Below are 20732 nucleotides of genomic sequence, written 5' to 3' on the forward strand. Positions count from 1 at the left end.
TCTACGAAAATTAGGCCATAGAATGACACTGATCCCGGTAGATATGCCCCTAAATCAAAGGTGATTCGATCCACAATTGAACCGTAAACTAGGGCGTGTCTGGTGAATGATTAATTGAGCCACATGATCAAGGAAATCAAGGTAATGGCAGCACAAAAATAAACCGCCCGTTTTTCATAACGAGTGGCGAAGCCACGCCATTGCTTCAGGCGGTTAATACAGCGTTCAATCACGTTTCGGCGTGAATATTGTTCTTTGTTGAAGGTCAGAGGACGTCCCGGCTTTTTTGCCCGACGCTCCGCCTGATCTCTGCGTTCGGGGATGGTATGGGAAATCCCACGTTTTTGAAGAAATCGACGACAAGACGGATAACTGTAGCCGCGATCGGCAATCAGATGATCCGGCCTCTTGCGAGGCCTTCCTTTTCCCAAACAGGGAACGGAAATGGAATCGAGTAATGCTTGTAATTGGGTACAGTCATGCTGTTGACCGGGAGTGATTGTAAAAGCAAGCGGTCGACCTTTTCCGTCACAAGCAAGATGGATTTTGGTCGTCAGACCTCCGCGGCTTCGTCCGAGTGCCTCATTCTGGAAGCGAGGGTCCCCCTTTTTTCGGCGCGCCTGCGGCGTGCTGATGAGCTCGGACAATCGTGCTGTCAACGAAAACAACCCAATCGACATCGGAAACGGCGTGGGAGTAAGTCTGAACATGCTTAAGCAAGCGATCCCACGTCCCATCCTTTTGCCAACGTGTAAAACGATAGTAGCAAGTTTTCCAAGAACCATAACGTGCAGGCAGATCCCGCCAGGGAGCTCCCGTCCCAAACTTCCATAGGATTCCGTCCAAAATGGTTCGGTGGTCTTTCCACTGTCCGCCTCGTTTCCCATTCGAAGGCAATAAAGGCTCGATCTTTTCCCAAGCCTCATCTGTAATCTCATAACGCCGTCTCATCATGATGTCTCCTTGCTTTTGTTGTTATGAACATTCTAACAGGAAATCATGATGGATTCACCAGACACGCCCTAAAAGCCTAGCTTTTATAAGCTAGGCTGAGAATGTTGACAAACCCTGCGAATCAACTTTGTTGATCGCAGGGTTTTTGTATATAAAAGGGATATAAACAATTAATGGATGAATATCAACCCATATAAACTTAAAACCACCTCCCTTACCTGCTCTCGAAAGCAGCATAGCCAACTTTTTTATGTTTTGAGCCACAGCAGTTAGGAGGCATTGCTCTTGAATTTTTGCAAGCCCCCTGTAGCGTGCGTATCGAAGACCATGAAGTTCCTTCGCGTCAGCGAAGCTACGTTCAATCGTTTCTTTTCGACGCTTATATAAAGTTTTTCCACGTGGGCTCAAGCGATTTTGTCTAACCCACTCTTTTGCATCTTCCCATACATGACGTGTTAGGATTTTTGTGTGGTTCTTTGACTTTGTGCAATTCTTAAGAAAAGGACATTGCTTACAAATCTCGGGATTGGATTTGTACTGTCTGTATCCTTCACGGTTGGTCGTTCGATATGTAAGTTGATGCTTTGCTGGACAAAGATATACATCTTGCTCAGGAATATACTTAAATCTCCATTTCGGAAAGAGGTCTTTATCTGGTCGAAAACTCCGATGTGCAATAACCGTAAAGATTCCTTGTCCTCTCAATTCACGACAAATAGGCATAGTTAAATAACCAGAATCCAGAGCAACAGCTTTCACCGAAAAGCCGAAGCGGCTTTTCTGACGATTTAACCTTTCTAAATAAGGAACTGAATCATGGACATTTCCTGGTGTAACAAATACATCTGTAATGAAGTTATGTAAACCATCGACAGTACGATGATCGAGATAGAAAAAGCCTTCGGGTTTTCCATCTCGAACCATATAACCACTATCTGGATCGGTCGTACTTACACGAATTTCTTTCGTTTCAACCTTTATGGGCTTTTTTTTTAAAGGCTTCTTTCCGTGCTCTTCTCGATCTTGCTCAATTGCTTGTTCTAAATCATCCATATATCCTTTGGGAGTAACTTTAACTAATTGTTTTTTGAACTTTCCTTTATTGGCATTGGCTTTAAGAAAAGTGGAGTCACTAAAAAGCTCTTTTCCTTGAATAAATCCATGTTGGATCGCCTGAATGACAATTTCATCAAATATTTCCTGATAAATAGTGGAGCTTTGGAACCGTCTTCGACGGTTTTGACTGAAAGTAGATGCATGTGGGACTGGGTCGGTTAGAGATAACCCTACAAACCAACGGTAAGCGATGTTAACTTTAATCTCCTCAATGAGTCGGCGTTCGGAACGAATGCCGAACAAATATCCAATGAGTAGCATTTTAAATAACATAATTGGGTCAAGACATGGACGCCCATTATCTTGGCAGTATAATTCTTTACATTTCTCAGCAATGAAGGAGAAGTCGATCGTTTCATTAATTTTCCGTAACAAGTGATCTCGTGGAACTAATTCTTCTATGTTAACTAGTTCTGGTTGATGTTCTTTACTCGGGTTTGTTCTAAACATAGAAAAAACTCCTTATAGAGTGTTTTTTATTGATTCGACAAAAAAGGCTGCTGACCCTGCCTTTCAAGGCAGTTTGTCAGCAGCCTCAGCAACGGAATCTCCGTTGCTTTTTATTTTTTATATTAATTTTCGCTAATTCAAAATTTTTTATAATCCAATCTATTTCCTGCTATTTCCGGTTGACATAGAATAGGATTGTACACAAATCATCATTTGGAAGGTGAACGCTTTTTGAAAAGATTCTTAAGTAGAATGGCCAAGGTTCTACAGAGTCGTAAAGGGTCGCCAACGATGGAATATATCATCGTAATCGCCTGTGGTGTTGCACTGGCTTTATTGTTAAACCAAGTGATGGCCTTTGCAGAAGTGCAAGGATCACTAAAGGATAAGATCATGCAAGTGCTCACAGGACAAAACATGGTTGCCTCAGTTGATGAAAGTCCTAAAGAACAATCACTTGAGGAACGAAAGGACGATCTTTTTGGAAAGCCAGAGTGGATAAACGATCTAATATCGGGTTATCAATCATTAAAAAACAAGTTCAAACAAGGATTATCTGAAGTATGGGAAAACGTAAAAAACAAAGATTTGGGGGAAGTTACTCAGTCTCTATGGAATAATACAACCAACGCTTTTGACAGCGCATGGCAATGGGTGAAGGAAAATAAAGAGGCGGTTGCTTCAGCTGGGGTGATTATTGCTGGAGTGGGTCTTCTACTTATTCCTGGGATGGAACCATTGGGACTCATGCTGTTGGCGAACTGGGGTCTTTCACTTGGTTTCGGCGCATTACTTAATGGCGGCAAAGTGGACAAGACGGTGATGTTGGGAGCGGCCATTGGTGGTGCGGCAGGTGCAATCGGCGGTGGAGCAGCGGGTGCATTTTTTTCTGGCTTAACGAAGTTTGCACCAGGACTGGGGACTGCTATTACAGGATCGCGGTTCTTAGATCCAATCATTAGTGGTGGGAAGCAGATTCTTGGCAAAGCTCCAGCTTTTGTCCAACGTATGGCTGGTGGGCTCTTTAGCAAAATGGGGGCAATGACAGTAGCAGAAGGAGCCATTACCAGTGGAGTGGATGATAGGTTAAGAGGGAAAGAGTTGAACTGGAAACGAGCTGTTCTCTCTGGTTTAGCAGGAGCCACATTTGTCGGTTTTGCCTCTGGCACCTATCCACTGGTTCAACCGCTTATTAATAAAGCTACTGCTACGATTGAAAAACATGCAGGCCCGGTTGTGTCGAAAGTTAAACCAGTTATTAAAAACGTGGACAAATGTTTTGCGTTTAAACAAACGCCTCAATACTTTGCGCTGATTAGATTTGGTAATGAAAACATTATTGAGTGCTTGTATGCTCAAGTTGACCGGGGTAGCGGTGGGGAAACCAGTAAAATAAGCAATAGCAGTGGAGCAAAAGTAAATTCCGCTCAAGGGTATTCTATCCTGGTTAGTAACCGGACTCAGTTGACGGGTAATTATAAAGAAGGCACGCAGGCATCCGTTATATTACGTGAAGAGCTCAAGAAGGCTGGTGTTGAAGCTCCCCCTTATCCGAATGCTGCGCATCATATTATCCCATGGAATGATCCAAGAGCGCGTGAAGCTCAACAGTTATTGAAGGAATTTGGCATAAACGAAAACTCTGCAGCAAATGGTGTGTTTTTGCCTTACGTTGACAATAACCATCCACAAGGAAAGTATGTTGGGGATGAAGCTCTGCATCGTGGAAATCATGGACAAAATTATATTCGATATGTAACGCAACGATTAAGGTTAGTAAAATTAAAAGGTGGAACAACATCGGATGCAGTTAAAGAGATAAATCAAATTAGAGCAAAACTATTAGATGGTTCATTATCGTTAAACTAGCCCAACGAAAAAATAATGTAGTCTATTCTATGGAGGTGTATCATGAAGGTTTGGCAATTACAGAGCTTATTAAATGAGGATTTCCAATCTCTTCAACTAGTTCATTTTGAGCAAGATTATAATAAGTATTTTGATAAAAGATTTTTTGAAGTGGAGCCGATGTTTGAATTTTGGCAGCCTGTCGAAGTATATAGTATTGAGGAAGGAAAAAGAAAAAGTGATTGTCCACCATTTTGGGGATGCAGTTTTGCACTTGTATTTAGCGAAAGGGCGTTAGGTGTTTTAGAGGACTTAGTAAAAGAGAAAGTAGAAGCATTACCTTTGGTTCATCCTGAAGATAGTTATTGGTTGATTCATGTACTACATGCAATTGATGCCGTTGATTATGAGAAAGCTATCGTCGAAACCACAGAATCAGGTCTACTAATTGATTTTGAGAAATATGCCTTTAGCAAGGAAAAAGTAAAAGGGGAACATATTTTTCAAGTATATTTGGGTGATCAAGTTCATCCAGTTGTGTTTGTATCTGACGAATTTAAACATGTCGTTGAAGCCAATCGCCTGGTTGGATTCAAGTTTATAGAAGTGTGGGATTCAGAAAAATAGTTTTTTAAATGTTGTCCAATAAGTTGGGGCGAGCTGAAAGGGTTCCGCAATTCGGAGCCCTTTTTTATTTTACCGAAATCGGGCGACCTTCTAACAAACTTCTAACGTTAGTGTGCTAAAGTGTTTTTAACTAGGAATTTAAAACGCGCAATAAGGAGTGAATTTTACAATCCTTATTGGACGTTTACTTTTTATCTAATATTTTGAGTTTGAGTTGAGTTTTAAATTTACTTACCTAATAAGGCTGTCCAGCTTTTGGGCGGCTTCTTTTTGCATATTCGGAGTAACATGTGAGTAGGTATCCATCGTTATAGATATAGATGAGTGGCCTATTGGCTTGGACCATATATGATGATGAGTTGAATATCATTAGATTATAAAAGAGCTGGATAACTTCCAGTTCTCTTGTCATTTTGGTGCTAATTCATCTTGATAAGACCTACTAAGCCTCTTTCTTGCTCAAATCCTACTCGAAGGAGACTACTTAAATACCAAAGGTCTTTAAATGACAGGTCACTAAGCTTCTTTTTTTCAAACTGAGAAACGCCATATACTCTCTCGACCAATTCCCGATGCTTTTCTAGTTTTTCTTGCTCCTGTCGTTTTCTTTCTTCTTCAAGCCGCTTTCTTTCTTCAGTCTCTTGTACGATTTCAGTTCTTCGTTGTTTAGTACAGTTGTCACATCTTCAATAACGACCACGTTTACCTGCTTGTTCCAAGTGACCACAATTTGGGCAATGTGTTGGTTTTGACTTACCGGTTCTTGGTTTGCGGAAGGTAATGTAGTTAACTTCACAAAAAGGGCAAAGAGTATTTTCGATTTCAGGAGGGAGTTTAGATACCAAGGTCGTTGGACGAACACCTTTAAGACTAAATTCTTTGATTAGGGCGTGTCTGGTGAATGATTAATTGAGCCACATGATCAAGGAAATCAAGGTAATGGCGGCACAAAAATAAACCGCCCGTTTTTCATAACGAGTGGCGAAGCCACGCCATTGCTTCAGGCGGTTAATACAGCGTTCAATCACGTTTCGGCGTGAATATTGTTCTTTGTTGAAGGTCAGAGGACGCCCCGGCTTTTTGGCCCGACGCTCCGCCTGATCTCTGCGTTCGGGGATGGTATGGGAAATCCCACGTTTTTGAAGAAATCGACGACAAGACGGATAACTGTAGCCGCGATCGGCAATCAGATGATCCGGCCTCTTGCGAGGCCTTCCTTTTCCCAAACAGGGAACGGAAATGGAATCGAGTAATGCTTGTAATTGGGTACAGTCATGCTGTTGACCGGGAGTGATTGTAAAAGCAAGCGGTCGACCTTTTCCGTCACAAGCAAGATGGATTTTGGTCGTCAGACCTCCGCGGCTTCGTCCGAGTGCCTCATTCTGGAAGCGAGGGTCCCCCTTTTTTCGGCGCGCCTGCGGCGTGCTGATGAGCTCGGACAATCGTGCTGTCAACGAAAACAACCCAATCGACATCGGAAACGGCGTGGGAGTAAGTCTGAACATGCTTAAGCAAGCGATCCCACGTCCCATCCTTTTGCCAACGTGTAAAACGATAGTAGCAAGTTTTCCAAGAACCATAACGTGCAGGCAGATCCCGCCAGGGAGCTCCCGTCCCAAACTTCCACAGGATTCCGTTCAAAATGGTTCGGTGGTCTTTCCACTGTCCGCCTCGTTTCCCATTCGAAGGCAATAAAGGCTCGATCTTTTCCCAAGCCTCATCTGTAATCTCATAACGCCGTCTCATCATGATGTCTCCTTGCTTTTGTTGTTATGAACATTCTAACAGGAAATCATGATGGATTCACCAGACACGCCCTAGGACATTTAAATCTTCCTTTTTATAGTAACGCTCAATGAGTTCATAAATTTGGAGATCGGATAGATGGGATAGTTCAGGAGATTTGTATTCCTGTGGTATAGGCTTTAATTCACGATTTTCTTTCATCTAGCAATTACCCCTCATGGGTATTAACCTTTTACGTTCACAATAGTTTAATTTAGTTTTAAACCATAGGACACTTATCTGTCAATTTTTAATAAATGTATTATTTCAAACTACTTTTAATATAATGTTAAAAGGTTGGCCTATGGCTAGCCTTTATTATAGTCATTTTTTTATGTAGGTAATTACGATGAATAAAAAAATTATTTATCAAGATATGAAAAATCCTTGGATTTAAACTTCCAAGGTTTTTTGTTGAGTGGCTGGACTACGTTGTTTTTGTATTCTGTTCCTTTAGTTTCTTTTCTTTTATTGATACTAATATTTGTGGCAATCACCGTTAATATCCCAGTTATCTACGAAAATTAGGCCATAGAATGACACTGATCCCGGTAGATATGCCCCTAAATCAAAGGTGATTCGATCCACAATTGAACCGTAAACTAAAAGCCTAGCTTTTATAAGCTAGGCTCGATAATTAATACACGACATCCACTTGGACGTCAGACCATATCTCCTCTAAACGTTGACCATCTATTCTTATTTGATCTAATAGGTTCGATAGCGTTTGGAAATTTTCCGACTGATCACTATTAGATTTACAAAATGAAAAACCATCTGGTGTTACCGTAATGGAGTATTGTTCACCCTTGTAGGTAAACTCAACTTCTCTACCCATATTTAAGTAATCAATCAGTTTTTTATAAGTCAGTTCCACATGATTCACTCCAACTCTAATCAGTAACAGGGTCCACGGGAGAGCTTTCCATGTCCAATCATGGCGATGTGGTACTTTGGAATGTTGTTTGGGATTCCCATGATTAGTATAATCGATATCTAAATCTGCGTTACCATTTTCGTCATAGTTATTCGCTATTTCCGGTTGACATACAATGGGATAGTACACAAATCATCATTTGAAAGGTCGCTTTTTGAAAAGATTCTTAAGTAGAATGGCCAAGGTTCTACAGAGTCGTAAAGGGTCGCCAACAATGGAATATCTCATCATAATCGCCTGTGGTGTTGTATTGTTAAACCAAGTGATGGCCATTTAAACGGTGGGGCGTAATTAAAGAATTATGAACAACAATAGGAGATGTAAATTTTTTTAATCCACAAGGAGCACATGGCAGAAAAGGATCTACAAGGGCTCATAATGAATTATTAGAGATTATTGATTCTTCAACGGATTATAATATATTCAAGAGACGGCTCCAAAACTGGGCTAATTATAGGTTAGAGGGAGGGGCTCAATCATTACCAAGGGGACTTAGGCCGTAAAAGCTAAGGAGAGAGCATGATGGAGAAAAAAGGATTTGTATCATTGTTTATTGGTAACTCAAATTCTTATGAGGAACTTCAAAAATATTTTTTTGTTAGCTATACAGAAGACGGAGATTCAATACCTTCCAAATTTGAAAAGGACTTTGGTATTGAATACTATAATGAGGACTTTAGAGAAGTTGAATTTTACAGCCAATCATCGAATGACTTACGTTTTTTGCTTGAAGGCTTTTCTTATAGTGAGGAGATAGTTCCGGAATTTATTAATATTTGTGGTGAACGTTTAGATCAAGAAGTGAACTCAGTCATTTTGCTTTATGATTTTCAATACGATGGAAAGGTAGATAAAGCAAATCAGTTTAAGTTTTTGGGGACTGTACAATACAAATAGTAAAAACGAGCTAGAGGTGGTGCTTTTTTTTGAGCTCTAGAAAGAATCCTAGCTAACTTTATGTTATCACTTAGATGCCCCGGGGCATTATATGTTACTCAACACTTTTTACAGGATAAAGCAGAAGTATTGCCATTGGCTCATCCTGAAAGAAATTTTTTTGCTATCCATGTTACAAATGCAATTGATGCTATTGATTATGATCGAGCAGTTATTAAAAAATTATCTACAGGATTACGCTTGGAATTTGAAAAATATGCATTTGTAAAAGAAAAAGTGGAAAGAGAGAATATCTTGAGGCTGCTGACAAACTGCCTTGAAAGGCAGGGTCAGCAGCCTTTTTTGTCGAATCAATAAAAAACACTCTATAAGGAGTTTTTTCTATGTTTAGAACAAATCCGAGTAAAGAACATCAACCAGAACTAGTTAACATAGAAGAATTAGTTCCACGAGATCACTTGTTACGGAAAATTAATGAAACGATCGACTTCTCCTTCATTGCTGAGAAATGTAAAGAATTATACTGCCAAGATAATGGGCGTCCATGTCTTGACCCAATTATGTTATTTAAAATGCTACTCATTGGATATTTGTTCGGCATTCGTTCCGAACGCCGACTCATTGAGGAGATTAAAGTTAACATCGCTTACCGTTGGTTTGTAGGGTTATCTCTAACCGACCCAGTCCCACATGCATCTACTTTCAGTCAAAACCGTCGAAGACGGTTCCAAAGCTCCACTATTTATCAGGAAATATTTGATGAAATTGTCATTCAGGCGATCCAACATGGATTTATTCAAGGAAAAGAGCTTTTTAGTGACTCCACTTTTCTTAAAGCCAATGCCAATAAAGGAAAGTTCAAAAAACAATTAGTTAAAGTTACTCCCAAAGGATATATGGATGATTTAGAACAAGCAATTGAGCAAGATCGAGAAGAGCACGGAAAGAAGCCTTTAAAAAAAAAGCCCATAAAGGTTGAAACGAAAGAAATTCGTGTAAGTACGACCGATCCAGATAGTGGTTATATGGTTCGAGATGGAAAACCCGAAGGCTTTTTCTATCTCGATCATCGTACTGTCGATGGTTTACATAACTTCATTACAGATGTATTTGTTACACCAGGAAATGTCCATGATTCAGTTCCTTATTTAGAAAGGTTAAATCGTCAGAAAAGCCGCTTCGGCTTTTCGGTGAAAGCTGTTGCTCTGGATTCTGGTTATTTAACTATGCCTATTTGTCGTGAATTGAGAGGACAAGGAATCTTTACGGTTATTGCACATCGGAGTTTTCGACCAGATAAAGACCTCTTTCCGAAATGGAGATTTAAGTATATTCCTGAGCAAGATGTATATCTTTGTCCAGCAAAGCATCAACTTACATATCGAACGACCAACCGTGAAGGATACAGACAGTACAAATCCAATCCCGAGATTTGTAAGCAATGTCCTTTTCTTAAGAATTGCACAAAGTCAAAGAACCACACAAAAATCCTAACACGTCATGTATGGGAAGATGCAAAAGAGTGGGTTAGACAAAATCGCTTGAGCCCACGTGGAAAAACTTTATATAAGCGTCGAAAAGAAACGATTGAACGTAGCTTCGCTGACGCGAAGGAACTTCATGGTCTTCGATACGCACGCTACAGGGGGCTTGCAAAAATTCAAGAGCAATGCCTCCTAACTGCTGTGGCTCAAAACATAAAAAAGTTGGCTATGCTGCTTTCGAGAGCAGGTAAGGGAGGTGGTTTTAAGTTTATATGGGTTGATATTCATCCATTAATTGTTTATATCCCTTTTATATACAAAAACCCTGCGATCAACAAAGTTGATTCGCAGGGTTTGTCAACATTCTCAGAGAATATCTTTCGTGTATATCTGGATGAGAGTTTAATGTGGATGGTTTTTGTATCTGATACATTTAAAAAAGTAGTAGAGTCTCATAACCTGAGTGGATTTAAGTTTATCGAAGTTTGGGATTCGGAATGTTAATTTATTAATGTTTAACATTAATTTGGTTAAAGGGATACCATGAAAGTTTGGCAATTACAGAGCTTACTTAATGAGGATTTCCAATCTTTTCAACTAGGGTGTGTCAGGCAAATCAAGTTGGTGGGAAAGAAGCGGCGGAAAAACCTTTTCTCGAGGAGCGCCGATGCACAAGTGAAGCGAATGAGAAAATGGTTTTGGAGACGCTGGCCTAGGGCGTTAGGTGTTTTAGAGGACTTAGTTAAAGAGAAAGTAGAAGCATTACCTTTGGTTAAAAAGGGCTCCGCGATTACGGAGCCCTTTTTCATTTTACAGAAATCGGGTGGCGTTTGGTTTCTTGCCGTTTCTTCCTGGTTTTCGCTGGCATACAGTGAGATGGATTTAGATTGAAAGGAGGAATCGTTATGAAACGCAGTAAAACATTATGCGATCGGTTTGCTAAAATTCTGGGAGGGACGGGGGAGATTGTAAACGGGGTTTGCGTGGTCACCCGTTTGCGCAATTTGTCACCCACGATTTTGGGGCGTCGGACGCGATCCCCATTGGCTATTGCGGCGCTCTTTTCCTTTGAAGGGCTGGACAATAGAGGAAGGGCGTTAAACTTGGGGGAGACGGTCATCTTGCAGAGAGAGATCAATCCGTTCATTAGTGAGCTTCGCAAACGGGGTCTTATCGTGACGGCAGTGCACAACCATTGGTTATTTGACGATCCGCGCTTGATGTATATCCACTGGGAATCGGTTGATCGCCCGCTCGATTTCGCGAGAAAGGTAAGAGAAGCGTTCCGAGTGCTGGAAAAATAGGAATGATTAAGGGTTCCGCGACTGCGGAACCCTTTTATTGCAATCAACCTGATCCGACATTAAGTTTGTCTGCGGGCTTTCAGCGGAAAAGTGACACGGTTTCTTAATACGGGGCGGCCCTTTCTCAGTTTCTTAGGCATGGTTTTGGGCATTTGCCGCGGCACGGGCTTTTTGTTTGTTGGGCTTGTGGGCAAGGCGATCGTTACATTCTCCGATGATTTACGTTGACTACTGCTGACTCCGAGCAGGTTTACCGTGTGGTTGAAGACAAAATTGCCGACATCGACCCGGTTCATCCCTACATTTCGGCAGGTGGTGCACCCTACGTTCCAACACCAATGGAAAGCTTGAAAGGGGACTTGGGTGAAGTATGGACCTGACCACACCAGCCTGTCACTCTCAGCGTAGTAAAAGAAGGTGCGGCCCCCGGCGTATCCGCTCCACACTTCTCTGAGTTGTCCCGGGTCCAACCGGAACCAGCCAATCTTCGCATAGGTGACGGGCCGGCAGTCTGAATTTTGATAGGCGTAGGCTACATATACGGTTGAGTTGGTGCTGTTGCGAAATAAAAGACCCATCGTCTCACTCCTTTGTCATGATTTCAGCACTCAGATCATTATATGAACCAGATGAAAAGGGGTATTGGACGGCTCACCCGCGAGAGGCTTGATTAACAAAAGAAATGGCGGGAGCCCGGTTTTCCTCCAGTAGCACTCATCGGGGAAAGATGTTCTCGCCTCCTCAAACGTGTCCATATGCATGAAAAAAAGGAGCTGTCCGTTGTCGGAAGCTCCTTTTGCGTTGAAGTTCTTCATTTGCCTGCACATTATGAGGTTGTGTTCATCGGCTGCGCACTGGGCAGGCTTGAGTGTAGTGATCGGTTTTGCTTGGCTGGGTTGCGCCGTCCGATCTTTGAAAGCAACAAGTACATGATGGGAACGATGTACAGCGTGAGCAGAGTGGAGGAGATCAGCCCTCCAATGACCACAACGGACAAGCCTTGGGTGATCGCATTCCCTTCGCCAATTCCCAATCCGGCCGGAATCAAGGCAAACACGGTGGCGCAAGCCGTCATCATGATTGGGCGCAAGCGAGTGCCTGCGGCTTCCAACAACGCGTCTTCCAGTTCCAAGCCGTCTGCCATCTGTTGATGAACCCGGTCAAGCAACACGATGGCATTGGTAACAACAATTCCGATTAGCATCAAGGCGCCGATCAGAGAGGCGACACTGATAGGCAAGCCGGCGATCCATAAGCCGACCAATCCGCCGATCACCGCGAACGGAAGGGAGAAAAGGATAGTGAACGGGGTTGTCGCTTCCTTAAAGGTGGCCAGCATGACCAAATAAACAAGAAGGGTCGCGCCAGCGATGGCGATGCCGATCTGTTGGAAGCTATCACTCATTTGTTGGGCGTCACCGCCAATGGTCACTTCCACTCCGGGCGGCAATTTTATTTCGCTGATGATGTTGCGCAACTCTGCGGAGAGGGCACCGGTGTCTTGCGTGACAGCATCTCCGGAGATGGTGGCGTACTGTTGGCCGTTTTCTTTTTGGATTTTGAGAGGGCCATCGATTTCTTTGACAGTGGCGATGGAACCGAGCTTAACCATTCTGCCGGATGGGCTTAACAATTGTAGATCTTTCAACTTCTGTACGAGATTGATTTGTGGTTTTTCAAGGCCCAACCGAATTTCCAACGACTGGTTGCCTTGTGTGATTTCGTTCACTTTGTCCGCTTTTAGCAAGGCGCGCACAGACATCGCCACTTGGCTGGCGGTCAACCCCTCGCTGGAAGCCTTTTGTTGGTCAATATCCACGTTCAACAATTTTTTTTGTTCGCTGAGATTATTGGAAACATTGGTTAACCCTTTCATCTGTTTCATACGTTGGGTTAATTCAGCTGCCACGGCTTGGATGTCAGAGATTCGCTCCCCTTTCACTACACTGGTGATCTGATTGGTAGAGGGGCCAAGGCTTTTTAGTTCCAGCACTTGAAGCTCGGCGTTTCCTTTGTGCCGCTGAAGCCTATGTCGGATGCGTTCGGCCATCGCGCTTGTGTCTGTGTCAGGCCGGAGGTTGACGAGCATGGAGATGTGGTTGGTATCTCCCGCCATCGGACTGTTTAAATTGCCGATCGAAGCTGACACCATTTGCACTTCGGGATGCGACTTTAGCTGGCTTTCAATCTCTTTGGCCTTCTGGTTGGTTGCGGACAGGGATGTGCCAGGAGGCAATGTCAGATTCACTTGCAAGGTTCGGTTTTGATCTGCCGGAATGAAGCTGGTGCCCACAACGGGGATCAAGCACAAGCTGCCTGCAAGCAAAGCAGCAGCGGAGATGAGGATGATGGCTTTATGCTGGAAGGCCCAATCCAGACTCGCTTGGTAGAACAGTACCACTTGGCTTTTTTTTCGGCGTCGGCGCGATCGCTTCTCTCCTTTGAGCAGATATTTGGCCATCAGCGGCACAACCGTGATGGAAACCACCAACGAACACAAGAGAGAGAAGACAATGGTCAAAGCGAAGGGGGTGAACAGCTTGCCGACCACGCCATCGATGAACCCCAGCGGTATAAAGACGATGACAGTGGTAAATGTCGACGAGGTGATGGCTGAGGCCACTTCTTTGGTCGCCGTTTGGATGAGAGAGACGGTCTCTCCGTTTGACTGCAATCGATGGCGGTGAATGTTTTCGATGACGACCAGACTATCATCCACGATCCTGCCGATGGCGACAGCGAGTCCCCCCAGAGTCATCACGTTTAGTGTGAGATCCGCTTGATCCAGGAAAATCAATGTCGCCATAACGGACAGTGGAATGGAGACGATGGAGATCACCACAGTACGCAGGTTGCGTAGAAACAACAAAATCACAAGCATGGCAAACAAGGCTCCCAAGAGACCCTCGCGAATAATGGTGTGAATCGAAAGCTTGACCATCGCCGATTGGTCGAGTAAGACGGAGATCGCCAAACCGGGGTGTTGTTTCATGAGAGAGGCAGTTTTTTCTTTCACCTTGTTAGCCGCATCGACGATGTTCCCATCAGGGTTTTTAAGCAATTCGATGTTGACGGAGGGTTTTCCGTTGACACGCGTGATCAGCGGTGCATCTTCAATTGATTCCGTCACGTTGGCAATTTGTGAAAGCTTGATGGTTTTGAGACTTTGTGATTGGGATGGAGCGGCCGTCTGAGCAGGAGTGGCCTGTCCTTTGCCCGGCTGAAGTTTGCCCGCGTTCTGTTCAGGTTTTGGCATGCGGTTTTGCAGTTGCTTCAGCTTGTCGTTCATTTTTTCCAGCGTTTTGGTCTCCGCGTCGACTTTTGGCTTCAATGTGGCGACGGTGGCTTTGGCCTTCTCGTCTTCAGGATGTTGTTTAAGCCAGAGCTGGGCGGCGTTTAACGCCAGTTGATCAGCCAATAATTTGGCTTGCAACTGTTGGGCGGCTTGCATCAGTTGCATTTGAGCCTGAAGCAGTCCCAGGCCTTGGCCCACTTGCCCTAATCCTTGGCCCAATTGTCCGACTGATTGCCCCAATCCCTGAAACCCTTGATCGATTTGCTTCATTGATTTCTGGAGGTTTTCCTGTGGATTGGGATATAGGGGGATGCGCAGGTTTTTCAATTGTTCCACGGAAGTGATTTTCTGGTCTATTTGCACAGGGCGGATGACGTCTTCCGCATGCACATCGCCGACGGGAATGGTCACGTTGTTCCCCTGCAATGCTTGTTGCACTTGTTGCACGGACAAATTGTACTTTTTGAGTTGGTCTTGCTTTAAGCGGACATAGACCGCTTTGGAGCTTTGCCCCTGGATTTCCGCTTTACCAACCTCTTTAATGCGTTTGAGGGCCGGTGTCATGGTTTGTTTGACCCATTGTTCCAATTCGGTGATCGATTGGGTTTTGCTGGTGACGCTCAAAATCATGAACGGTTTGGAGTTAAAGCCAAAGCGATTAAAGCTGGTCGGAGTCGTTTCTTTGGGCAGGCGTGTCTGTTCGATGGCGTTCTGCATCTCTTGTTTGGCTTGATTCAAATCGGTGTGAAAACCGTATTCGACCGCAACCATGGACACACTGTCAGAAGACATGGAAGTGACTTTTTTGACACCTTCCAGATCCTGCAAAGCTTGCTCAATCGGCTTGGTCACCTTTTCATCCACTTCTTGCGGGGATGCGCCGGGATAGCCGGTGACAGCAGCGATGACCGGGATATCAATGTCGGGCATTGACTCCATTTTTAATTGAGTTGCAGTATAGACTCCGCCGGCGGTGATGAGAACAACCAGCAAAAAAACCATGGCTGCGTTGCGTAACGAAAACTGGGTCAGTCCATCCACAATACGCACATCATTCTCTCCTTTATGTTGAACGGCCAGTAGCCTCTTTAAGATTAAGCAGGTATGTGCGCAAACGGTCACATGGCCCATTTGCGTTGATTGGAGGGAAATTTTTATGTTGGAAAAGGGACTTGCTACCGGTGGGAGGGGATCACCGTGGATTGCATTGAGGTGGGGTGGACCAAACCGGCGGATAATGGCAAAAGGTATATACTCTCATACCACCAATCTGACCATATCAAACCGTCCGGTTTATAAATTTGCCCATTTTGTTGTATTTTACAAAAATACCACCTTGCCGAAAGAGAGTTGTTTCGGTAAGCTTGCTTTATAAAAAGGGTTTTATTCCTTTTGTATTTTAGATTAACATGAACAGACTAGGAGAATCATTATTTAATATTACAGTCATCTTACACTTTTGAAAGGAAGCTTTCCGGTTGGGGCCGAAGGGGCGCCACATCTGCCGTTTCCCATATTGGAGAAATGAATTTGTCAATATCTATTTCCTAAATCTTTTTCTAAAAAAGTAAAAACATTCGAAAACAATTTTGAAAACAACTCCCTATCATAGCGCAACATATCATATTCTAAAGTTATGATTTTATCACACCTTAGAAGGAAGGGAACACCGTGAAGAACAGAATCATGATTTCTTCCATTATGATTCTTGCATTGATCGCCAGCGGATGTTCATCGACTGATGCGCAACAGGGCCAGGAGACCAATAAACAACCAGTGGCTAAAACCACCCAGTCGAATGAATCCGAGTTGAGCCCAGTAGATGTAGTGGAAACGGCTTCGCAAGAGGTGGCCAAGAAAAGCGCACCCGTGAGCCAAAAGACCAAACCAAACAAGGAAGACCTAAAGCATTTGGAGAAAGTGAACTATTACCAGAAATCGATCAAACAAAAGCCGTCGGCTGAGCAAAAAGCGTTGGCAGCCATCGACCGTGTGGCTAAACAGCATAAAGTCAATGTGAAACCGGACGTAAACAACAGCAAGTTCCGCGAGATGGTAGTGGCGGCAGCCACGAATATCCAGTCTCTCACCCCGGACGAAGCGAAAGCGGTGATTGACTATGCTAAAAAAGTGGACGCCTATGAGAATAGCAAAAAGAATGAAATCATTAAGCAAATGAAGGAAAAGGTCAACATGGGTGTGCCGCTGACCCAAGAAGACAAGGCATTGTTAGACGCTGTGACTCCCATTAAGCCGGGGCAAAAGTTGCAAGGGCCTCCGCCATCGAAAGACAAGCCAGGACAAGGTGGCCTGGAATTTCCGGGACCACAACAACCCAAAGAAGAACAGCCTGACAAACCGGTGCCGCAAGAGCCTAAACCAGGGCAACCTGATCAGCCAGCACCGCAAGACCCAAAATCCGGTAACCAGTACGATCCTATCAAGGCTAGGGATTATGCTTACCAATGGTGGAACAAGCGTAATAATGAACAATACAATTATTATTCCCGAGTGAGCGGCGGTTGTTATGATTGCTGGGCAGACTGCACCAATTTTGTGTCACAAGCGATCAAAGCAGGCGGCATTGAGGAGAGGAGAAACGGCACGTATTGGTATTACAGCGATACAAAACCTTCATACGCTTGGGGAGTAGCCAACAGCTTCTACAAGCATTTTAAAGAGAGAGCACAAGAGGTGAAGAGTTGGAAAGACTTGTCGGTGGGGGATGTGGTGAATGTCGACTTTGACCATGACGGCGACATCGAGCATTCTGCTATTGTCACGAAAGTCGACATGTGGGAAGTCTATATCACCCAGCATACCAGCGATAAAAAAGATGCTCCTCTGTCTCCTTGGCTGAGAGCCGGGTATGATGTGTATGCTTGGAAGATGAGCACGGCAAATTTGAAATAAATGACAAGATATTAATGTTGCGAGATAGTCTTGAAATAGATGTTCAACTATATGACGATCGGTCCTGATTTACAGGACCGATCGTTTTTAGGTTGTGATGTGTGTCAGTCTCTGCACCGGAACAAATTCCAAATAGAAGGCCGGCAAGCAGGGGGATTGTCTCCGGCAGGTGGCGGATCGTCTGGCTGGGGCGTGGTCGGCGTGGATGGTTCCTGCGGATTGGGCAGCTCCGTCGGTGTGTCAGGTGTTGTAGATGCCGAGGGCCCATCCGGTGTATTGTCAGCAGAGGGTAGGGGAGTGTCCGCCGTTGTCGACTGTTGCTGAGGCTGGTTGTTGGCATTGCCAGCAATAGCTACTAACGTATGTGGTTTGGATGATTGCTGTTCGTCAAGCTCTATTGCGATGTTCGGTTTGCTCCGAGAAATAAACATCCCTGTTGGAGAGGGTGACGCTTGGTAAGAAGCGGCGGAAGTCCGTTTGTCCTGGAGGAGGATGATCCAACAAACGACACCGACAAGGGACAAGGAACAGACCGCTATTAAAACAAACTGAGTTGTACGAGGATTCTGCCTTTTTGTGGCGGGGTCTTCTTTTTGTTTCTCTATATAATGGCTTTCCAAAAGGGTGTGCTTGATGGGTTTGCGATGGGGCGACAGCAAATGACTGCGCTTTCTTGAATGATTGTCCATGCGAACAAGCTCCTTCAGATGGTCTCTACGCCACCACATGGTAGCATAATTACACCGCTATTCCAATCATGTTGCTTATGTTTAACAATATCGTTATCTTATCAGTGGTCAAAAAAGGGGAATTTTGCTGTCATTTGACGATTAACAAACAAAATGGTATATATTATTGACTGATATCTAATCATCGTAGTAAAATATTATATTTATTTGTAATCGATCCTCAGATGTGCTATGATTAATCATAGCGTTGAATTGGGGGTGGTTGCATTGTTTCAGGTTGGTGACAAAATCATGTATCCGATGCATGGCGCAGGTGTGATTGAAGCAATTGAAGAAAAAGAGATTTTAGGTGTGAAGCAAAATTACTACGTGCTCAAAATCACGACAGGAAGCATGCAAGTGATGATTCCGGTGGAGAAAGCAGAGGAATTGGGTATCCGAGCTGTTGTCGATGCATGCGAACTGGATGATATTTTGCGCAATGCAGCAAAACCGGATTCCGACCCATCCACCCAGTGGAATCATCGGCATCGTGTGTTCCTGGATAAAATTAAAACGGGCAACATTCATGACGGGGTGGAAGTAATTTGCGAATTGGCTTCCCGCAGTCTGACCAAAACATTGAGCCGCGGTGAAAAAGCAGTATTGGATCAAGCAAGGCAAATCTTCATCAGCGAGATGATGTTGGTGAAGGGGATTACTGAAGATGAAGCTAATGACTTGTTGGATCAAATGGTCAGCTGTTGATCAAGGCTGATGGGGAAAGCTGTTAGCTAAAACGCCAACAGCTTTGAACCATGGATGAGAAGGGGGAATTTTTTATAATTTTTCTACGTTGGCAGCTTGCATCCGTCCTTGGTCGTTTTCGACGATGTTGAAGCTGACGCGCTGGCCTTCATCTAATGTTTTGAACCCTTCTCCCTCGATTGCGGAATAATGCACGAAAACATCATCATTTCCGGGAACCTCGATGAACCCATATCCCTTTTCAGCATTAAACCATTTTACTGTGCCAGTTGTTTTACCCATATGAATAACCCTCCCAAAAACAATCATGCGGACGATGAAATCTACATGTCTTAGGGTCTTTCCATCATCGCATGTTTAATATAAGTATCTCCTGATGAAAAGCGATTAACCCGAGAATTATTACCAATCTACAGCGTTACCTTGGTTAGACAATTGGTTTGGGTACATAAAACGGAATATTCGGTCTTTTTATATAAAATGTTTACAAAAATCAAATACGTAATTTTCCTGATGAAAGTCGGGATGATGGACAATGGGAAGAGAGAACGGGGGTTACCCCGGGATGCGAAAAGGAGATGAGCAAAGTGAAACGATGGCTGAAATGCGGTGTCATTGCAGTGTTGACAGTCGGCCTGATCAGCGCACTCCCTTTGGAGGGGCAAGCCATGACAAAGAAGCCCAATCCGTCGGATTCAATCTTAAACATTGCGCATCGGGGAGCATCCGGGTATGCTCCGGAACATACGATTCCCGCATATGCCTTGGGCCAGAAAATGAGAGGCGATTATATTGAAATTGACTTGCAGATGACCAAGGACGGCCATCTCATTGCGATGCATGATGAAACGGTGGATCGCACTACCAACGGCACCGGCTGGGTTAAGGATATGACGCTGGCGGAAATTAAAAAGCTGGATGCGGGATCTTGGTTCAATGAAAAATACCCCGCCTTGGCCAATCCTGCCTATGTTGGATTGAAAGTGCCTACTTTGGAGGAAGTGATTCATCGGTTTGGCCGCAACGCACGGTATTATATTGAAACAAAAGCGCCAGAAGTATATCCAGGAATGGAAGAGGAGTTGCTCCGAGTGCTTAAACAGACAGGACTCATAAACGGGCGCGGGCGTACGAACAAGGTGATTATTCAGTCGTTTAGTCAGGAAAGCCTGTTGAAAGTGCATCAGCTCAATCCGCGAATTCCGCTGGTTCAATTGCTCTGGTACGAAACGGCGGGCACGGCGCAAATCACGGATGAAGAGATTAAAAACATCAAACGGTACGCGGTAGGCGTGGGGCCAAACTACGACAAAATTGACCAAGCCTACGTTAGCAAGGTGCGGCAGGCCGGTTTGGAAATCCATCCATATACAGTGAATGAACCTTCGGAAATGAAGAAATTGATTCGTTGGGGCGTCACGGGCATGTTCACCAACTATCCAGACCGCCTACATCAGGTGTTATGCGAAGAGCAGAAAGACTAAAGTCCAATAAAGCTTCCGGGCCACTCCACTACAGGATTAAACCGCCGTTATGGCGGTTTTTTTTGATGGAGGGAGGGATGGTTTCCAAATGTAAAAATTTGTTCGCATTTTATTCTTGAAAATAGCAGTAATCTATTTTAGTATATAAATCATTCGTGAGACGAAGTATTAATAAGCCTAATGATTATTTAGAGGGTGGAAA

Annotated in this window: 18 protein-coding genes and 1 pseudogene; 10 read left to right on the plus strand and 9 right to left on the minus strand. The window is 44.0% G+C overall.

What is annotated here, in order from left to right; translation table 11 throughout:
- Positions 1-110 precede the first annotated feature (110 nt).
- Together NYR52_RS00315 and NYR52_RS00320 are read right to left on the minus strand one after the other, a co-directional pair.
- Positions 111-951, minus strand: a protein-coding gene (locus tag NYR52_RS00315) for an IS5 family transposase (protein ID WP_375163157.1) whose coding sequence is annotated in 2 segments (ribosomal slippage) — positions 111-614 and positions 616-951 — 840 coding nt in all. Because the reading frame shifts where the segments join, the coding sequence is not laid out codon by codon here.
- Positions 952-1044: 93 nt separating this feature from the next.
- On the minus strand, positions 1045-2520 hold the full coding sequence (locus tag NYR52_RS00320; RefSeq protein WP_375163165.1) for an IS1182 family transposase: 1476 nt from the start codon (positions 2518-2520) through the stop codon (positions 1045-1047).
- Between the two features lie 291 nt (positions 2521-2811).
- On the opposite strand from NYR52_RS00320, the gene NYR52_RS00325 reads away from it, so the two are divergent.
- Complete coding sequence (locus NYR52_RS00325; RefSeq protein WP_259436080.1) at positions 2812-4389, plus strand: AHH domain-containing protein; 1578 nt, start codon at positions 2812-2814, stop codon at positions 4387-4389.
- Positions 4390-4431: 42 nt separating this feature from the next.
- Positions 4432-4995 carry an imm11 family protein gene (locus NYR52_RS00330; protein WP_259436081.1) on the plus strand — a complete coding sequence of 188 codons (564 nt, stop codon included), beginning with the start codon at positions 4432-4434 and terminating at the stop codon, positions 4993-4995.
- A gap of 905 nt (positions 4996-5900) precedes the next feature.
- Here NYR52_RS00330 and NYR52_RS00335 read toward each other — a convergent pair.
- The 3 genes from NYR52_RS00335 to NYR52_RS00345 form a co-directional block, all read right to left on the minus strand.
- A protein-coding gene (locus tag NYR52_RS00335) for an IS5 family transposase (RefSeq protein ID WP_375163144.1) occupies positions 5901-6741 on the minus strand; the annotation gives its coding sequence in 2 pieces (ribosomal slippage) (positions 5901-6404 and positions 6406-6741; 840 coding nt in all).
- A 57-nt stretch (positions 6742-6798) separates the two neighbouring features.
- Positions 6799-6942, minus strand: a complete 144-nt coding sequence (locus NYR52_RS00340) for a hypothetical protein (protein WP_259436082.1) — start codon at positions 6940-6942, stop codon at positions 6799-6801.
- Between the two features lie 475 nt (positions 6943-7417).
- Positions 7418-7657 (minus strand): hypothetical protein, encoded by a 240-nt coding sequence (locus NYR52_RS00345; RefSeq protein ID WP_259436083.1) that lies wholly within the window; start codon positions 7655-7657, stop codon positions 7418-7420.
- A gap of 579 nt (positions 7658-8236) precedes the next feature.
- Between NYR52_RS00345 and NYR52_RS00350 the strand changes: the two genes are divergently transcribed.
- The 5 genes and pseudogenes from NYR52_RS00350 (at position 8237) to NYR52_RS00370 (ending at position 11402) form a co-directional block, all read left to right on the plus strand.
- On the plus strand, positions 8237-8614 hold the full coding sequence (locus tag NYR52_RS00350; protein WP_259436084.1) for an immunity 22 family protein: 378 nt from the start codon (positions 8237-8239) through the stop codon (positions 8612-8614).
- Between the two features lie 135 nt (positions 8615-8749).
- Positions 8750-8971: a hypothetical protein gene (locus NYR52_RS00355; RefSeq protein WP_259436085.1), complete on the plus strand. Its 222-nt coding sequence runs from the start codon at positions 8750-8752 to the stop codon at positions 8969-8971.
- Between the two features lie 26 nt (positions 8972-8997).
- Positions 8998-10347 (plus strand): annotated as a pseudogene (locus NYR52_RS00360) (IS1182 family transposase); the annotation flags it as partial.
- 294 nt (positions 10348-10641) lie between these two features.
- On the plus strand, positions 10642-10989 hold the full coding sequence (locus NYR52_RS00365) for a hypothetical protein (protein ID WP_259436086.1): 348 nt from the start codon (positions 10642-10644) through the stop codon (positions 10987-10989).
- Positions 10990-11003: 14 nt separating this feature from the next.
- Entirely contained in the window at positions 11004-11402 is a 399-nt protein-coding gene (locus tag NYR52_RS00370) for a DUF1259 domain-containing protein (RefSeq protein WP_132221954.1), read from the plus strand.
- Positions 11403-11461: 59 nt separating this feature from the next.
- Here NYR52_RS00370 and NYR52_RS00375 read toward each other — a convergent pair whose 3' ends face one another.
- Positions 11462-11980, minus strand: coding sequence for a DUF1036 domain-containing protein (locus NYR52_RS00375; protein ID WP_259436087.1), 519 nt, complete (start codon positions 11978-11980; stop codon positions 11462-11464).
- Positions 11981-12228: 248 nt separating this feature from the next.
- A complete protein-coding gene (locus NYR52_RS00380) occupies positions 12229-15747 on the minus strand; it encodes an efflux RND transporter permease subunit (protein WP_259436088.1) in 3519 nt (1172 codons plus the stop codon).
- Positions 15748-16368: 621 nt separating this feature from the next.
- Here NYR52_RS00380 and NYR52_RS00385 point away from each other — a divergent pair.
- Complete coding sequence (locus tag NYR52_RS00385) at positions 16369-17610, plus strand: amidase domain-containing protein (protein ID WP_259436089.1); 1242 nt, start codon at positions 16369-16371, stop codon at positions 17608-17610.
- 104 nt (positions 17611-17714) lie between these two features.
- Here the strand turns inward: NYR52_RS00385 and NYR52_RS00390 are convergent, their stop codons facing one another.
- Positions 17715-18299: a hypothetical protein gene (locus NYR52_RS00390; protein WP_259436090.1), complete on the minus strand. Its 585-nt coding sequence runs from the start codon at positions 18297-18299 to the stop codon at positions 17715-17717.
- 258 nt (positions 18300-18557) lie between these two features.
- Between NYR52_RS00390 and NYR52_RS00395 the strand changes: the two genes are divergently transcribed.
- Positions 18558-19046 (plus strand): CarD family transcriptional regulator, encoded by a 489-nt coding sequence (locus tag NYR52_RS00395; RefSeq protein ID WP_375163187.1) that lies wholly within the window; start codon positions 18558-18560, stop codon positions 19044-19046.
- A gap of 72 nt (positions 19047-19118) precedes the next feature.
- On the opposite strand, the gene NYR52_RS00400 is transcribed toward NYR52_RS00395, so the two are convergent.
- Positions 19119-19328 carry a cold-shock protein gene (locus tag NYR52_RS00400; RefSeq protein WP_022735726.1) on the minus strand — a complete coding sequence of 70 codons (210 nt, stop codon included), beginning with the start codon at positions 19326-19328 and terminating at the stop codon, positions 19119-19121.
- Between the two features lie 296 nt (positions 19329-19624).
- On the opposite strand from NYR52_RS00400, the gene NYR52_RS00405 reads away from it, so the two are divergent.
- Entirely contained in the window at positions 19625-20530 is a 906-nt protein-coding gene (locus NYR52_RS00405) for a glycerophosphodiester phosphodiesterase (RefSeq protein WP_132222064.1), read from the plus strand.
- The last annotated feature ends 202 nt before the right edge of the window (positions 20531-20732 follow it).

Source organism: Laceyella sacchari (assembly GCF_024927925.1).
GTDB lineage: Bacteria > Bacillota > Bacilli > Thermoactinomycetales > Thermoactinomycetaceae > Laceyella > Laceyella sacchari.

Coding starts and splice junctions, on each gene's coding strand:
- NYR52_RS00320 (WP_375163165.1), bottom strand. CDS start 2,520: ATGTTTAGAACAAACCCGAGTAAAGAACATCAACCAGAACTAGTTAAC.
- NYR52_RS00325 (WP_259436080.1), top strand. CDS start 2,812: ATGGAATATATCATCGTAATCGCCTGTGGTGTTGCACTGGCTTTATTG.
- NYR52_RS00330 (WP_259436081.1), top strand. CDS start 4,432: ATGAAGGTTTGGCAATTACAGAGCTTATTAAATGAGGATTTCCAATCT.
- NYR52_RS00340 (WP_259436082.1), bottom strand. CDS start 6,942: ATGAAAGAAAATCGTGAATTAAAGCCTATACCACAGGAATACAAATCT.
- NYR52_RS00350 (WP_259436084.1), top strand. CDS start 8,237: ATGATGGAGAAAAAAGGATTTGTATCATTGTTTATTGGTAACTCAAAT.
- NYR52_RS00365 (WP_259436086.1), top strand. CDS start 10,642: ATGAAAGTTTGGCAATTACAGAGCTTACTTAATGAGGATTTCCAATCT.
- NYR52_RS00370 (WP_132221954.1), top strand. CDS start 11,004: ATGAAACGCAGTAAAACATTATGCGATCGGTTTGCTAAAATTCTGGGA.
- NYR52_RS00375 (WP_259436087.1), bottom strand. CDS start 11,980: ATGGGTCTTTTATTTCGCAACAGCACCAACTCAACCGTATATGTAGCC.
- NYR52_RS00390 (WP_259436090.1), bottom strand. CDS start 18,299: ATGGACAATCATTCAAGAAAGCGCAGTCATTTGCTGTCGCCCCATCGC.
- NYR52_RS00400 (WP_022735726.1), bottom strand. CDS start 19,328: ATGGGTAAAACAACTGGCACAGTAAAATGGTTTAATGCTGAAAAGGGA.
- NYR52_RS00405 (WP_132222064.1), top strand. CDS start 19,625: ATGAGCAAAGTGAAACGATGGCTGAAATGCGGTGTCATTGCAGTGTTG.